Genomic DNA, 14,572 nt, shown 5'->3' with positions numbered 1-14,572 from the left:
CCGTCGCCCGCCCCGCCGGCCGGTCAGTCGGCTTCGGCTGCGGCGTCGGGCTCGGGGCGGCGGTAGAGGACGACCTCCGTCGCGCGGCGCACGCGGGCGCCCTGGCGGAGAGTGACGACAGCACCGGTCGCACCGGCGGCGAACACGCGGGCGCCGGGGCGCTGCTGCACCTCGGCGCGCAGCTGCTGCTCGAGTCCGCGCACCTGGCGCCGCAGGGCGCTGACCTCGTTCTCGAGCTCGAGGATGCGGGCGATCGCCGGCAGGCTGATCCCCTCCGCCGACATCCGGGCGACCTCGCGCAGCTGCCGGATGTGACGGAGGGAATACCGACGTGAGCCGCCGCGCGTGCGGCCGGGCACGACCAGCCCGATGCGGTCGTACTGCCGCAGGGTCTGCGCGTGCATCGAGGCGAGTTCGGCCGCCGCGGCGATCGCGAAGATCGGCGCGTCCTCGTCGAGTTGCTCGTCTGGCATCGTCCTCGCCCTCCTCTCACGGGCTGTCTGTCAGTGGCGCGCGTTCAGCGACGCCGAAAGGTCATTCGCGCGCCTTGGCCATCAGGTCGGCGCGCGGGTTCTCCTTCGGCTCACGTTCCGCGAACGCCTGGAGGGCCTCCCGAGCTTTGTCGTCGAGGTGCGTCGGCACGGCGACCTGCACCTCGGCGAGCAGATCGCCGGTGCCCTTCGCCGTCTGCACGCCGCGCCCCTTGACCCGGAGCACACGCCCCGAGGGCGTTCCCGGTGCGACGCGCAGCTTCACCGGGTCGCCGCCCAGGGTCGGCACCTCGATGGTCGCGCCGAGCACCGCCTCGGTGAACGTGACCGGCACGGTGACGCGGAGGTTCAGCCCATCGCGCGTGAACACCGGGTGCGGACGCACCGCGACGGTCAGCACGATGTCGCCGGACTCGCCGCCGTCGGGCGAGGGCCGACCGCGCCCGCGCAGGCGGATCTTCTGCCCGTCGGAGACACCGGCAGGAACCTTGACCTTGATCGGCTTGCCGTCGTCGCCCTGCAGCGTGATCGTCTCGCCGCGCACGGCGGTCGAGAAATCGAGGGTCGTCCGCGCGGTCACGTCCGAGCCGCGCTGCGGACCGCCGAAGCCGCGGAACCCTCCGGTCGACTGACCGAAGCGTCCCGAGCCGAAGCGGCTCCCCGACTGCTGTCCGAACATCGCGAACAGGTCGTCGAAGTCGGCCTGCTGTCCGCCGGAGCCTGCGCCCGGCGAGAACCGGCTGAACACGTCCTCGAACCCGCCGCCACCGGCACCGGGCGCGAAGCGGGCGCTGCCCGATCCCATCGCGCGGATCTGGTCGTACTCGGCGCGCTGCTCCTTGTCGCTGAGCACCGAGTACGCCTCGCTGACCTCTTTGAACTTCGCCTCGGCTGCGGCATCCCCCGCATTCGAGTCGGGGTGGTAGGTGCGCGCCAGCTTGCGGTACGTCTTCTTCAGATCGGCGTCGGAGACGTCCTTGGATACTCCGAGGACCTTGTAGAAGTCCTTGTCGAACCAGTCCTGACTGGCCATTGCCCTCCCTCCCTCTTACTCGGCCGGAACGGCGACCACGACCTTCGCGGGACGAAGCTCGATCTCACCGAGGCGGTATCCCACCTCGACGACCTCGAGGATCGTCGCCTCGGTCGTACCCGGGGTCGGCGCCTGGAAGATGGCCTCGTGCTGCTGCGGGTCGAACGCGTCGCCGGCCTCGGCGTAACGCTCAACGCCCAGCCGCGCGACGACGCCGCGCAGCTTGTCGGCGATCGCGGCGAGCGCGCTGCCCTCGGCGAGGTCGCCGTGCTTCTCAGCACGGTCGAGGTCGTCGAGCACCGGCAGCAGGTTCTTGGCGACCGAACCCTTGGCGCGTGCCGCCTCGACCTCGCGCTGCTCTTCGGTGCGGCGCCGGTAGTTCGCGTACTCGGCCTGCACCCGCTTGAGGTCCAGCAGCAGGTCGTGCTCCTCTTCGGGAGCATCGGCCACCGCTGCCTCGTCGGACTGTGCGGCGCCGAGGATGTCGTCGACCGTCAGCTCCTCGGGTTCGGTGTCGGGTCCATCGGACGCGGGCCCCTGCGCGGCGGGGTCGGAAGCGTGCGCCTCCGACCCCTCCGTGCCGAGGACCTCGTCGCCGTCGTCCGGCTTGTCGAAGTCCTTGTCTGCCATGGTTACTTCTTCTCGTCCTCGTCTTCGACGACCTCGGCGTCGACGACGTCCTCCTCGGAGGATGCCGCCTGCTCGCCCTCGGGGGCGTCGGTGCCGGCCTGCGCGGCATCCGCCTGGCCGGCGTTGTAGATGGCTTCGCCGATCTTCGACTGCGACGCGTTGAGCTTGTCGAAGGCGTCCTTCACGGCGTCGTCGTTGTCACCGGCGAGCGCCGTCTTGAGCGCGTCGACGTCGGCCTGGACCTCGGTCTTCACGTCCTCGGGCAGCTTGTCGGCGTTCTCCGAGATGAGCTTCTCGATCGAGTACGAGAGCGTCTCGGCCTGGTTGCGGACCTCGGCGGCCTCACGGCGCTTCTTGTCCTCAGCCGCGTGCTCCTCCGCCTCGCGCACCATGCGCTCGATGTCGTCCTTCGGCAGCGACGAGCCGCCGGTGATCGTCATCGACTGCTCCTTGCCCGTGCCCTTGTCCTTCGCCGACACGTGGACGATGCCGTTCGCGTCGATGTCGAAGGTGACCTCGATCTGCGGGATGCCACGGGGAGCCGGGGCGATGCCGGTGAGCTCGAACGTGCCGAGCGGCTTGTTGTCGCGGGTGAAGTCGCGCTCGCCCTGGAAGACCTGGATCGCGACCGACGGCTGGTTGTCGTCGGCGGTCGTGAAGGTCTCGCTGCGCTTGGTCGGGATGGCCGTGTTGCGCTCGATGAGCTTGGTCATGATGCCGCCCTTGGTCTCGATGCCGAGGCTCAGGGGGGTGACGTCGATGAGGAGGACGTCCTTGCGCTCGCCCTTGAGGACACCCGCCTGCAGGGCGGCGCCGACGGCGACGACCTCGTCCGGGTTCACGCCCTTGTTGGGCTCCTTGCCGGCTTCCTTCTTCACGAGCTCGCTCACGGCGGGCATACGCGTCGAACCACCGACGAGCACGACGTGGTCGATGTCGGCGACCTTGATGCCGGCTTCGCGGATGACGTCCTCGAACGGCTTCTTGGTGCGGTCGAGGAGGTCCTTGGTGAGGTCCTCGAACTTAGCGCGGGTGAGGGTCTCGGAGAGCGAGACGGGGCCGGCGTCGGTGAGCGACAGGTACGGCAGGTTGATCGAGGTCGACTGCGAGGAGGAGAGCTCCTTCTTCGCCTGCTCGGCAGCTTCCTTGAGGCGCTGCAGGGCGATCTTGTCGCCCGAGACGTCGACGCCCGAGGTGTCCTTGAACTGCTTGATCAGGTACTCGACGATGCGCTGGTCCCAGTCGTCACCGCCGAGGCGGTTGTCACCGGCCGTGGAGCGCACCTGGATGGTCGAGAAGTCGTCGTCCTTGCCCACCTCGAGGAGGGAGACGTCGAAGGTTCCACCACCGAGGTCGAAGACGAGGATGAGCTCGTCTTCCTTGCCCTTGTCGAGGCCGTAGGCGAGGGCGGCGGCGGTGGGCTCGTTGATGATGCGGAGCACGTTGAGGCCCGCGATCTCGCCGGCTTCCTTCGTGGCTTGACGCTCGGCGTCGTTGAAGTAGGCGGGGACGGTGATGACCGCGTCGGTCACGGTGTCGCCCAGGTACTGCTCCGCGTCGCGCTTGAGCTTCTGGAGGATGCGGGCCGAGATCTCCTGCGGCGTGTAGTTCTTGCCGTCGATCGCCTGGGTCTTCCAGTCGGTGCCCATGTGACGCTTCACCGAGGTGAGCGTGCGGTCGACGTTGGTGACGGCCTGGCGCTTGGCGGTCTCGCCGACGAGCACCTCGCCGTCCTTCGTGAAGGCGACCACCGAGGGGGTGGTGCGAAGGCCCTCGGCGTTGGCGATGACCTTGGGCTCGCCACCTTCGAGGACGCTGACGACCGAGTTGGTCGTTCCAAGGTCGATTCCCACTGCACGTGCCATGTGTGTCTCCTTCGTGTGGATCTCTGAGGTCGAAAAGTCGTGGACGGTTCAGCAACCTGAGCCGTGTGGACTCAACGATAACGAGATGCGGTTCACCTGTCAAACGAACTTGATATGAGTTGGCTCAACTTTTCGGACACCGCGCCGTCGACGCGGCGCGATAGGGTGCGGCACATGACGAGCACCAACGGCGGGCGCCCCGACGTCCCCGCCACGGCCGACAGCGGCGCCCTGCCGGTGATGTTCCAAGACCTCGAGGAGCGCCCGGTCCCCCGGAAGCGCGTCTACTCGTGGGCGATGTGGGACTGGGCAATGCAGCCCTTCAACACGGTGATCCTCACGTTCGTGTGGATCGCGCTGTACCTCACCTCGCGCCAGTTCCTCGACCCGGCCGTGCGTGAGTCGGGACAGCTCGCCGACGGCTCGTACCTGAACTGCAACGAGACGGCGAACCTCGGCAGCGAGTACTGCCAGGGCCTCACCGACCTCTCGGAGTGGTGGGGATGGGCGAACTTCGCCGCCGGCATCCTCATCCTGCTGGTGGCGCCGGTGCTCGGGCAGCAGGCCGACGCGCGCGGCAGCAAGAAGAAGTGGATCATCGGCGCGACGATCGGGGTCGCGCTCGCGCAGTTCTCGCTGTTCTTCGTCGAGGCCGACCCGAAGTACTTCTGGTTCGGCGCACTCGCGGTCGCGTTCGGCGCCCTCATCGCCGAGATCGGCAACGTCAGCTACTACGCGATGCTCTCCGAGGTGTCGACGCCGCGCACAGTCGGCCGGGTCTCGGGCCTGGGCTGGGGTCTCGGGTACATCGGTGGTGTCGTCGCGCTGATCGCCTGCATCCCCGTTCTGTTCGGTCTTGGACAGGACAACCCGCTCGCCTACAAGATCGTCGCCGTGGTGTGCGCGGTGTGGACGATCGTCTTCTCGATCCCGCTCTTCCGCAACGTCCCCGAGTCACCCGCGTACGGCGGCACCGAACGCGTCGGCTTCTTCCGGTCGTACGTCGTGCTCGCGAAGCACCTGAAACGGCTGTTCCGAACCAACCGTCCGACGTTCTGGTTCCTGCTCTCCGCCGCCGTCTACCGCGACGGCCTCGCCGGCGTCTTCGCCTTCGGCGCCGTTCTCGCCGCGCAGGGCTTCGGGTTCTCGTTCCTCGAGGTGATCGCGTTCGGTCTCGCAGCGAACCTGGTCGCCGGGGTGTCGACGATCCTCGCGGGCCGACTCGACGACAAGATCGGGCCGCGGCGGCTCATCATCATCACGCTGACCGGGCTCGTGGCGATGGCCTTCGTCGTCTTCGCGTTGCGCGACCTCGGCACGATCGTGTTCTGGGTCTGCGGCCTGCTGCTGTGCGCGTTCGTCGGTCCCGCGCAGGCCGCGAGCCGCAGCCTGCTGACCCGTCTCACGCCGGAGAGCACGCAGGGCGAGATCTTCGGTCTCTACGCGACGACCGGTCGCGTCGCGTCGTTCCTCTCCCCCCTCGCGTGGTCGCTGTTCCTCGCGTGGTTCGGGGGCATCGTCTACGGCGTGCTCGGCATCGGCCTGATCCTGCTGATCGGCCTGATCATGCTGCTGTTCGTGAAGCTACCTGCTCCGCAGCGCGCCGCCTGACCCGTGGATGCCGCGCACCGCGGCATCCACGCGATGATCAGCGCTCGGCGCGGGCCAGGTTCGCGCGCAGCTCGTCGGCGGTCTGGTGGATCACGTACGCCGGCTGGTCGCGTTCGACGCGCCAGCTGTCCTGCAGCGGGCCGATGTTCACGGTGTCATAGCCGAACTCGTCGTACAGCGCCGTGATGAAGGCCACGGCCTCGTCGGAGTCGCTCGCGGTTGCGAGTGCACGCCGCCCGTCGGTGCCGGCGGGACGGCCGTCGGTCAGGATCTGCGACGCCATGATGTGGTTGAAGCCCTTCACCACGGTCGACTCGGGCAGGCGCTCCTGCAGCAGCTGCGAGGTGGTCGTCTGCTTCTCGTCGAGTGCGGCGATGCGGCCGTCGCGCTCCCAGTAGTAGTTGTTCGTGTCGACGACGGTCTTGCCGGCGAGCTGCTCGGCGGGGAGCTGGTCGATCGCCTTCAGCGGCACGGTCACGATGACCCAGTCGCCGAACGCCGCGGCATCCGTCGCCGTCGCCGCCTGCGCCGACGAGCCCAGCTCTGCAACGAGGTCGCCGAGCGTCTCGGGTCCGCGCGAGTTGCTGATCGCGACCTCGTAGCCGCGAGCGACGAGCCCGCGGGCGAGTGTCGAACCGATGTGTCCTGCTCCGATGATTCCCACACGTGTCATGCGGGGGTGCAACGCCGCCGGGACGGCGCTATTCCTGCAGGGGTGGGTCGTCGACGGCGACGCGGCTCGCGGCGGGGCGTCGCCGGAAAGCGGGGAATCGGATGCCGCGCTCGTTGGGCTCCTCGACCTCGAGGCCGTAGTGGTCGCCGATGTCAGCAACGAACTGCTTGCGTTCCGCCCGGGCGTACGCGGCCCGCTCTCGCTGGAACGCGAGCACCGTCGACCAGCACATCAGCAGCATCACGACCGAGAACGGCAATGCGATGAGGATTGCGGCGGTCTGCAGTGCGGTGAGGCCGCCCGCGAGCAACAACGCACTGGCGAGCACGGCGGTGAGCGCCACGAAGAAGACGCGCACCCAACGGCGCGGCTCGGGGTTACCGCCGGTCGCGATCATCCCCATGACGAGGGCACCGGAGTCCGCCGACGTGATGAAGAACACCGCGATGAGGATGATCGCGCCGACCGTGAGCACCATGCCCGCCGGGAGGTTGGCGAAGAGCTGGAACAGCGCACCCTGCAGGTCGACCTCGCCGTCGGGCGTGAGCATCGAACCCGGCTCGGTGAGTTCGAGCAGCAGCGCCGAGCCGCCGAGGACGGCGAACCAGAGGATGCCGACGAGCGTCGGGACCAGCAGCACGCCGGCGACGAACTGGCGAACCGTGCGCCCCTTGCTGACGCGCGCGATGAAGATGCCGACGAAGGGCGCCCACGAGATCCACCAGCCCCAGTAGAACGAGGTCCACGACGCCTGCCACTCCTCGCCGGCGCTGCCCTGGAACGCGCTCACGGTGAACGAGAGGCCGACGAAGTTCTGGATGTACGCACCGATCGACTGCACCCACTCGCGCAGCAGGTACTCGGTGTTGCCGACGACGAGCAGGAAGACCAGCAGGAGTCCCGCGAGGATGAGGTTGAAGCTCGAGAGCCACTTCATGCCCTTCGTGACACCCGAGATGACGGATGCCAGCACGAACAGCGAGATCACGAAGATGAGCCCGATCTGGCCCACCTCGTTCAGCTCCGGCACGCCGATGGCCGACAGCCCCGAGCCGATCTGCGTGACCCCGAGACCGAGCGACGTCGCGACGCCGAACACGGTGCCGACGAGCGCGACGGCATCGATGACGTTGCCGGTCGCGCCGCGGACGCGCTTGCCAAGCAGGGGCTCGAGCGTCCAGCGGATGGAGATGGGGCGGCCGCGACGGTGGATGGCATACGCGAGCGCGACACCGACAACGACGTACATCGCCCACGCCTGCACCCCCCAGTGGAGGTACGTCTGGGTGAGCGCCCCCTGCGCGAGCTGCGCGGGCGTGCCTTCGACGCCGGGGCGCGGGTTCACGAAGTGGCTGAGTGGCTCACTCACGCCGTAGAAGACGAGGCCGATACCCATGCCGGCCGCGAAGAGGAGGGAAAACCAGGCGCCGAGCGAGAACTCCGGCTTGTCATCGTCTTTGCCGAGCTTGATGTCACCGAACCGGCTGAACCCGATGTAGACCGCGAACGCCACGAAGAATGCGGCGATGAGCACGTAGTACCAGTTGAACGCGTTGACGATCGAGGTCTGGATCGCCCCGAAGAAGGCCTCTGCGGAAGCCGGGAAGACGATCGCGAACAAGCTGAAGGCGAGAATCACGCCCGCCGCGGGCCAGAAGACCCATCGGGCGATCGTGCTCATCTGACCGAAACGGTCCGCACGCGTGGGGGAGTCGGAGGACGACGTTTCGGTGCTCACTGTTCCAGGTTGGCAAACCCCGCGGCATCCGGCCACCCGTGGCGACGCCGCGGGAGCCTGTGGTAGGCCATCGTGCGCGACTGAGCCCTGTCAGTTCCCCTTCGCACCGGCGTCGGTCGTCCCGACGTCGGTGCGGTGGAAGTTCAGGAACGAGCGGGATGCCGTCGGGCCCCGCTGGCCCTGGTACCGGTTCTTGTACGGGCCGGTGCCGTAGGGGTTCTCGGCGGGCGAGGTCAGCCGGAAGAAGCAGAACTGGCCGATCTTCATACCGGGCCAGAGCTTGATCGGCAGGGTCGCGACGTTCGCGAGCTCGAGGGTCACGTGGCCCGAGAACCCGGGGTCGATGAATCCCGCGGTCGAGTGGGTGATGAGCCCGAGACGGCCGAGGGAACTCTTGCCCTCCAGGCGAGCCGCGACGTCGTCGGGAAGGGTGATCTGCTCGAACGTCGCGCCCAGGGCGAACTCCCCCGGGTGCAGGATGAAGGGCTCGTCCGGGTCGACCTCGATCAGACGTGTCAGCTCGGGCTGATCCTCCGACGGGTCGATGAACGGGTACTTGTGGTTGTCGAACAGCCGGAAGTAGCGGTCGAGCCGAACGTCGACGCTGGAAGGCTGGACCATCGCGGGATCCCACGGGTCGAGGCCGATCCGGCCGGCGTCGATGTCGGAGCGGATGTCGCGGTCGCTGAGCAGCACGCGGCCAGCCTACTGGCCGACTCGAGCAGCACGCGGCCAGCCTCCCCGGCCGACTGAGCACGCTTATTCCGTCGCAATGGGGAGCGCTACACCTTCCGCCACCGTGCGCTCGGTCGTTATCGTGCCACCCATGGACAACGATTACTCGGGGGCCGCCGCGGGACTGGGCATCGGCCTCTTCATCCTCTTCGGTGTGATCTACCTCGGCATCCTCGCTCTGGCGATCTGGATCGGCTACCTGATCCAGCGCACGGCTGTGAAGAACGGCGTGCTCCTCGCGATGAAGGAGAGCGGCACGCAGTTCCCGCCGACCTACCGCCCCGGCGCTCAGCCGCCCTACCCGAGCGGCCCCGGCCAGCCCGGCGGCCCGGCGCACGGTGGACCGACCACCGGCGGTCCGACGCCGCCTCCGGCATCCGGGCCGGCCGCACCTTCCGCCTGACCCCGGCGCAGCGGCATCCACTCACCGTCTCCAGCACGACGTGCGGCGAGCGGATGCCGCTTTGCTAAGCTGACCGGGCACCTTCGGGTGCATGGGGCTGTAGTTCAATGGCAGAACATCTGCTTCCCAAGCAGATAGCGCGGGTTCGATTCCCGTCAGCCCCTCCACTGTGACTTCTCGCGCAAGATGTCACTTTCTCGATCTAGGTGACACCGTGGCTGAACAATTTGGAGAGCCGTCGTCGCGCTCACGCCGCTCTGCCTAGGTCGGGGGCTCCGACATCGAACCCGGGCACTCGACCGAGCTGAGCGTCCGCGCGAACCATAAAGTCGTCTTCCTAGGTGAAGGAGGCCCTGCTCGGCTCGGAGCGGAACCTGCGCCTCGCGAACGACAAGGCGACCGCGCTCACGGTGCAGAAGCTCACGAAGGGCAACCCGACGATGCAGGCGAAGTTCGCCGAGCTGACCGCTTCTGCGGAGGATGCTGCCTGACCCGACCGGCACGCGGTGCGGCTGGTGGACGCTCGGTCCCACTGGCCGCACCGCCGCGTCACCCGGCGCGTCGAGGCGCGCCCAGCCGACACAATGCGCCGCATCCGATCGCGCCCAGCGACGTTTCGCGTCGGGTCGACGACGTTCGCGCAACTGACGCGAACGCCCCCCGAGGCGCACACTCACCCCCGCGGCGGCGCCTCACGATCATCGAGCACGAGCTGCATGAACGTCAGGTCGAGCCACCGCCCGAACTTCATGCCGACCTGACGCAGCGTGCCGGTCGCGGCGAAGCCCATGCGCTCATGCAGCCGGATCGAGCCCGCGTTCTCGGCATCGATGCCGGCGACCATCACGTGCGTGCCGCGCTGCCGCGCGCGCTCGACGAGCTCCGCCATGAGCGCCGGGCCGAGGCCCGCGCCGCGCTGATCGCCGCGCACGTACACCGAGTGCTCGACGGTGTGCCGGTAGCCGTCGAAGGCCCGCCACGGGCCGAACGAGGCATAGCCGAGCACGTCATCGTCGGCATCCACCGCGACGATCACCGGAAACCCGTGCGCCTGCCGATCTGCGATCCAGCCCCGACGATTCGCGGCATCCACCGTCTCGTCGTTCCAGATCGCCGTGGTGTGCTGCACGGCGTCGTTGTAGATCTCCGCGATGCGTTCGGCGTCGACGGGGCGGGCATCACGGATCGGCATGGTGCCATTCTCGCGCCGAACCCGTCGCCGACCTGCGCATGCACGGCTCGATCCGCAGCCCGCAGTCCGTGACATGCTGGATCGGCCGACGGCAGGGGAGGGCGACATGGACGGCGCGATCGTCACCTTCGCGGTGCTGGCACTCGCGATCGTCGGGTTCGTGACGAACCGGGTTCCGCTCGTCGTCGTCGCCCTCGCGGTCCCGCTACTGCTCTGGGCCACCGGGGTCATCGACCTCGACGCCGCCCTCGCCGGCTTCAGCGACCCGATCGTGCTGTTCATCGCCGCACTGTTCGTGATCAGTGAGGCACTGGATGCCACCGGGGTGACGGCGTGGATCGCTCGGCGCCTACAGGGCCCGCGGGTCTCGGGCAGGGTGCGCCTGATGACCACAATCGGCCTCACGGCGGCGCTGCTCGCCGCCGTCATCAGTATCAACGGTGCGGTGGCAGCGCTGCTCCCGGTCGTCGTCATCGTCGCCACCCGCGCTGGGATCGTGCCGTCGAAGCTCCTCATCCCGCTCGCGTTCGCGGCGAGCGCCGGGTCGATGCTGACCCTCTCGGGCACGCCCGTGAACATCGTCGTCTCCGAGGCGGCTGCCGCGGCGGGCGGGCGGGAGTTCGGCTACTTCGAGTTCGCGCTCGTCGGCATCCCGCTCGTGCTCGCGACGGTGACCCTCGGCATCCTCCTCCAGGAGCGCTCGTTGCCCCACCGCACCCCGGACCGGCTTGAGGTGGCAGTCGTCGACCCCGGGGAGAGCCTGGCCTCGTGGCGCGCCGACTACCGGGTCGATCTCGACGCGGACGCCCTCATCGACGGCGACCACGGCGTCGCCGAGGTGCTCATCGCGCCGCGCTCGACGCTGATCGGCCGCACCGTGTCGCCGGGGATGGCGACACGCGACGAGAACCTCATCGTGCTCGCGCTTCGCCGTGGCGACCGCTCCCCCCACGTCGACGACGGCCGCGCGACAGCCGGTTCGCTCACCCTGCAGCCGGGCGACGCCGTACTCGTGCACGGGCACTGGGAGGCGCTCCACCGGTACACGTCGTCGCCCGACGTCATCGCCGTGGCATCCTCACGCTCGATGCAACGCGCGGTGCCGATGGGCAGGGGCGCACGTCGAGCGATCGCGATCGTCGCGCTCGCCGTCGTCGCGCTCGCGAGCGGGCTGGTCCCGCCGGTCGTCGTCGGACTGTGCGCCGCGGGCGCGCTGCTCGTGACGCGGGTGCTGTCGGTGCCGCAGGCGTTCCGAGCGATCTCGTGGAACACGGTCGTGCTGATCGCCGGCATGATCCCGCTCTCTGCCGCGTTCGTCGCGTCCGGCGCGGCCGACCTGATCTCGACGGCAGTGCTGGGCGTGACCGGGAGTGGCTCGCCACACCTCGCGCTGCTCGTCCTCTGCCTGCTGACGCTCGTCCTCGGACAGTTCGTGTCGAACGTGGCCACGGTGCTCGTCATGGCGCCCATCGCCGTCTCGTTCGCGGCAGCGCTGGAGGTGAGCATCCAGCCGTTCATGATGGCGCTCGCGGTGGTGGGCGCCGCTGCGTTCCTCACCCCGATCGCGACGCCGGTGAACCTGATGGTGATGCAACCGGGCGGCTACCGGTTCGGGGACTACTGGCGGTTGGGTCTGCCCCTGAGCGTCGTGTACGTCGTCATCGCGGTCGTCTACGTGCCGCTGATCTGGCCGTTCTGACGTCAGCGGCGGTCGAAGCCGTCCAGGTCGGGGTCCCACTGCATGTCGGGACCGTCGTCGAAGCTCGTGTCGGCGACCGTGTCGGTCTCGTTCGGGTAGAGCGCGTGCTGCCGGAGCCCGGCAGCCGCCTCAGAGAAGTCGGGTTCCTCTTTCGTCCACTGCACCGGGACAGAGAGCACATCGTTGCCCACGCCGATGACGAGTTCCGCCTCGCCCACCTCGTCGCTGCCCTCGAACACGATCGGGATCGCCACGGCATCCGCACGTCCGGCGCTCGCGACCGCCGCCGTCAGGTCGACGAGGACCTCGGCCACGTCGTCGGTCGTGATCACGGTCTCGCCGGCGTAGGTGATGCGTCGCATGGGCCCACTATGCGGTGCCGAACTCGCCGCGTGGTAACTGTTGCATCCGGCGGCGTCACCGGATAAGGGCGACCTCAGTCGGCGGATGCCGCGGGCTCGACACCGTCGACGGCGTCGGCCATCTTTTGCAGGAAGGCGACGACGTGCTCCTGCGCTTCGGGGGTCAGCCCCACGGCCACGCCGTACATGAGCTCGTGCATCTTGCCGAGGGTCTCGCGGACTTCCTCGTTCGCGTGCGGGGTCGCCCGCACGAAGATGCTCCGCCGGTCGGAAGGGTTGGCGACGCGTTGAACGCGGCCGGTCTTCTCGAGCCGGTCGAGCATCGTCGTGACGGATGCCGACGTCACGCCGAGGTACTTGACCAGTTCCGACGGACGCGAGGTGTGATCGGGCTGCCGAAGCAGAAAACGGAGCGCGAGGAGCTCGTTCTCGCCCATCGACATGGAATCGCGGGTGCGCCGCCGCATCGCAGTCTCGGCGGCCCGGTAGGTGCGAAGGGACTCGAGCACGCGACGAGCGCGATCTCGCTGGCCCGGCGACTCGTCGTACCAGTAGCCAGCAGCGTTCGCGCGGTCTCCGCTGGTCTCCGTGTCGACGTCCGTCACAAGCTCTCCTCAGAATGGCGCACTATGCGCCGACCTGGTCGAGAATAGACGAAACGGACACGCGACAGTCCCTATAGCCAGGCGTTGCGGCATCCTGTAGCCTGCCGAGCCCCTTCACAAGAGGAGTGACCCATGCCCTTCCGCAGCAAAGAAACCCTCGAGCAATGGGTCTCCGACTTCCACGACGCTCGCGGAGCCGGCGACCTCATCAAGGTCGTCATCCAGGACGGATCCGACGGCGGTGACACGGGTCTGGTCGTGGTCCCCCTCCTCAACGCGACGGTCTCGGTCTTCATGGAGCCGCTCGAAGTCGGCGACGCGCGGTGGCGGATCACGATCGAACCGCAGCCCGACACCACCATCCTCAACAGCCACCAGCTGCAGGGCATGGCGGCCGAGCTGAGTGTGGCTGCGGAACTCTGCGCTTACCTCGAGGCCCGTTCGGTCGGCCACGAGGAGACCAGCTCCGGAGCCTGACCCGGCATCCGTTCTCACATTCGACCTCTCCGCGTTGAGAGGAAGAGGTAACGGAAAAGACGATCACCGAGACGTCACGGGAAACACCCGCCCTTTAGCGTCGAGCCTCACACCCGGCTCCACGACTGAAAGGCTCCCCGCGATGACGTACGTCAAGCCCACCGAACTCGTCCAGAGCGTCATCGACGCCGGCGCGTCGAAGGTCCTGCTCTCCACGCGCGACACGATCGTCCGATCGATCATGGGCGGCGCGATCCTCACCATCGCCGCCGCCTTCGCGGTAACGATCAGCGTGACCACCGGCAGCCCCCTCCTGGGCGCCGTGCTGTTCCCGATCGGGTTCATCATGCTGTACCTGCTCGGCTACGACCTTCTCACCGGAGTCTTCGTCCTGGCCCCGCTCGCCTGGCTGGCGCGGCGACCGGGTGTCACGCTCGGCGGCATCCTGCGCAACTGGGGTCTCGTCTTCGTCGGCAACTTCATCGGAGCCTTCGCCATCGCCGTCCTGATGGCCATCGTCTTCACGAACGGATTCGCCACCGCCCCGAATGCGGTCGGCGAGGCGATCGGGCACATCGGCGAGGGCCGAACCGTCGGCTACGCGGAGTTCGGAGCCAACGGCATGCTCACCCTGTTCGTGCGGGCGGTGCTCTGCAACGCGATGGTCGCCACCGGCGTCGTCCTCGCGATGGTCTCGAAGGACGTCATCGGCAAGATCTTCGCAATGTGGATGCCGATCATGCTCTTCTTCTTCATGGGCTTCGAGCACTCCATCGTGAACATGTTCCTGTTCCCGTCGGGCCTGCTCCTCGGCGGTGACTTCACGATCGTCGACTATCTGATCTGGAACGAGATCCCCACCGTCCTCGGCAACCTCGTCGGCGGTCTGGCCTTCGTCGGCATCCCGCTCTACCTCACCTACGGACGCCCGTCGACGCCGCGCCGTGTGCGTCCGTCGAAGCGCGAGCGTCTCGCCGCGGCGGCCGCCGTCGACGCACCGGCACCGGCCGACCGCGAAGCCACCGGCGCCTCGGTCTGACCATGGCCCGCCCCGTAAA

16 protein-coding genes and 1 tRNA gene are annotated in these 14,572 nt (G+C 68.3%); 7 read left to right on the top strand and 10 right to left on the bottom strand.

The features are described 5' to 3' along the window. Positions 1-23: 23 nt before the first annotated feature. The 4 genes from BKA24_RS02925 to dnaK all read right to left on the bottom strand — a co-directional run bounded on the left by BKA24_RS02925 (position 24) and on the right by dnaK (position 4,019). A complete protein-coding gene (locus tag BKA24_RS02925) occupies positions 24-473 on the bottom strand; it encodes a heat shock protein transcriptional repressor HspR (RefSeq protein ID WP_184214887.1) in 450 nt (149 codons plus the stop codon). A 61-nt stretch (positions 474-534) separates the two neighbouring features. Continuing rightward, on the bottom strand, positions 535-1,524 hold the full coding sequence (locus BKA24_RS02920; RefSeq protein WP_184214885.1) for a DnaJ C-terminal domain-containing protein: 990 nt from the start codon (positions 1,522-1,524) through the stop codon (positions 535-537). Positions 1,525-1,539: 15 nt separating this feature from the next. Continuing rightward, positions 1,540-2,154, bottom strand: coding sequence for a nucleotide exchange factor GrpE (locus BKA24_RS02915; protein ID WP_184214883.1), 615 nt, complete (start codon positions 2,152-2,154; stop codon positions 1,540-1,542). A 2-nt stretch (positions 2,155-2,156) separates the two neighbouring features. Next, a complete protein-coding gene (gene dnaK, locus BKA24_RS02910) occupies positions 2,157-4,019 on the bottom strand; it encodes a molecular chaperone DnaK (RefSeq protein WP_184214881.1) in 1,863 nt (620 codons plus the stop codon). A 174-nt stretch (positions 4,020-4,193) separates the two neighbouring features. Between dnaK and BKA24_RS02905 the strand changes: the two genes are divergently transcribed. Beyond that, complete coding sequence (locus BKA24_RS02905; RefSeq protein WP_184214879.1) at positions 4,194-5,630, top strand: MFS transporter; 1,437 nt, start codon at positions 4,194-4,196, stop codon at positions 5,628-5,630. Positions 5,631-5,667: 37 nt separating this feature from the next. Here BKA24_RS02905 and BKA24_RS02900 read toward each other — a convergent pair whose 3' ends face one another. From BKA24_RS02900 to dcd, 3 genes are all read right to left on the bottom strand, one after another. Then, entirely contained in the window at positions 5,668-6,303 is a 636-nt protein-coding gene (locus BKA24_RS02900; RefSeq protein ID WP_184214877.1) for an NADPH-dependent F420 reductase, read from the bottom strand. A gap of 28 nt (positions 6,304-6,331) precedes the next feature. Continuing rightward, positions 6,332-7,984, bottom strand: coding sequence for a BCCT family transporter (locus BKA24_RS02895; RefSeq protein ID WP_184220343.1), 1,653 nt, complete (start codon positions 7,982-7,984; stop codon positions 6,332-6,334). A 147-nt stretch (positions 7,985-8,131) separates the two neighbouring features. Next, a complete protein-coding gene (gene dcd, locus BKA24_RS02890; RefSeq protein WP_184214875.1) occupies positions 8,132-8,737 on the bottom strand; it encodes a dCTP deaminase in 606 nt (201 codons plus the stop codon). A gap of 130 nt (positions 8,738-8,867) precedes the next feature. Here dcd and BKA24_RS02885 point away from each other — a divergent pair, with 130 nt between their 5' ends. The 3 genes from BKA24_RS02885 to BKA24_RS02875 all read left to right on the top strand — a co-directional run bounded on the left by BKA24_RS02885 (position 8,868) and on the right by BKA24_RS02875 (position 9,670). Beyond that, positions 8,868-9,179 carry a hypothetical protein gene (locus tag BKA24_RS02885; RefSeq protein ID WP_184214873.1) on the top strand — a complete coding sequence of 104 codons (312 nt, stop codon included), beginning with the start codon at positions 8,868-8,870 and terminating at the stop codon, positions 9,177-9,179. Between the two features lie 93 nt (positions 9,180-9,272). Then, positions 9,273-9,346 (top strand) — tRNA-Gly (locus BKA24_RS02880). Between the two features lie 174 nt (positions 9,347-9,520). Continuing rightward, positions 9,521-9,670: a hypothetical protein gene (locus BKA24_RS02875; RefSeq protein ID WP_221417792.1), complete on the top strand. Its 150-nt coding sequence runs from the start codon at positions 9,521-9,523 to the stop codon at positions 9,668-9,670. Positions 9,671-9,852: 182 nt separating this feature from the next. On the opposite strand, the gene BKA24_RS02870 is transcribed toward BKA24_RS02875, so the two are convergent. Beyond that, a complete protein-coding gene (locus BKA24_RS02870) occupies positions 9,853-10,371 on the bottom strand; it encodes a GNAT family N-acetyltransferase (protein WP_184214871.1) in 519 nt (172 codons plus the stop codon). Positions 10,372-10,477: 106 nt separating this feature from the next. Between BKA24_RS02870 and BKA24_RS02865 the strand changes: the two genes are divergently transcribed. Then, on the top strand, positions 10,478-12,070 hold the full coding sequence (locus BKA24_RS02865; RefSeq protein WP_184214869.1) for an SLC13 family permease: 1,593 nt from the start codon (positions 10,478-10,480) through the stop codon (positions 12,068-12,070). A gap of 2 nt (positions 12,071-12,072) precedes the next feature. Here the strand turns inward: BKA24_RS02865 and BKA24_RS02860 are convergent, their stop codons facing one another. Both BKA24_RS02860 and BKA24_RS02855 read right to left on the bottom strand, forming a co-directional pair. After that, positions 12,073-12,432, bottom strand: coding sequence for a hypothetical protein (locus BKA24_RS02860; protein WP_184214867.1), 360 nt, complete (start codon positions 12,430-12,432; stop codon positions 12,073-12,075). A gap of 74 nt (positions 12,433-12,506) precedes the next feature. After that, positions 12,507-13,037 (bottom strand): MarR family transcriptional regulator, encoded by a 531-nt coding sequence (locus BKA24_RS02855; protein WP_184214865.1) that lies wholly within the window; start codon positions 13,035-13,037, stop codon positions 12,507-12,509. 132 nt (positions 13,038-13,169) lie between these two features. Between BKA24_RS02855 and BKA24_RS02850 the strand changes: the two genes are divergently transcribed. Both BKA24_RS02850 and BKA24_RS02845 read left to right on the top strand, forming a co-directional pair. Further along, positions 13,170-13,514 carry a hypothetical protein gene (locus BKA24_RS02850; protein ID WP_184214863.1) on the top strand — a complete coding sequence of 115 codons (345 nt, stop codon included), beginning with the start codon at positions 13,170-13,172 and terminating at the stop codon, positions 13,512-13,514. A gap of 142 nt (positions 13,515-13,656) precedes the next feature. After that, the gene (locus BKA24_RS02845; RefSeq protein WP_184214861.1) at positions 13,657-14,553 is read left to right on the top strand and encodes a formate/nitrite transporter family protein; all 897 of its coding nucleotides are present in this window, start codon (positions 13,657-13,659) and stop codon (positions 14,551-14,553) included. The last annotated feature ends 19 nt before the right edge of the window (positions 14,554-14,572 follow it).

The sequence above is a fragment of the Microbacterium marinum genome (genome assembly GCF_014204835.1).
Taxonomy (GTDB): Bacteria; Actinomycetota; Actinomycetes; order Actinomycetales; family Microbacteriaceae; genus Microbacterium; species Microbacterium marinum.
The sequence above is the reverse complement of the archived record's forward strand: the minus strand, read 5'-3'. Positions and strand labels throughout refer to the sequence as shown.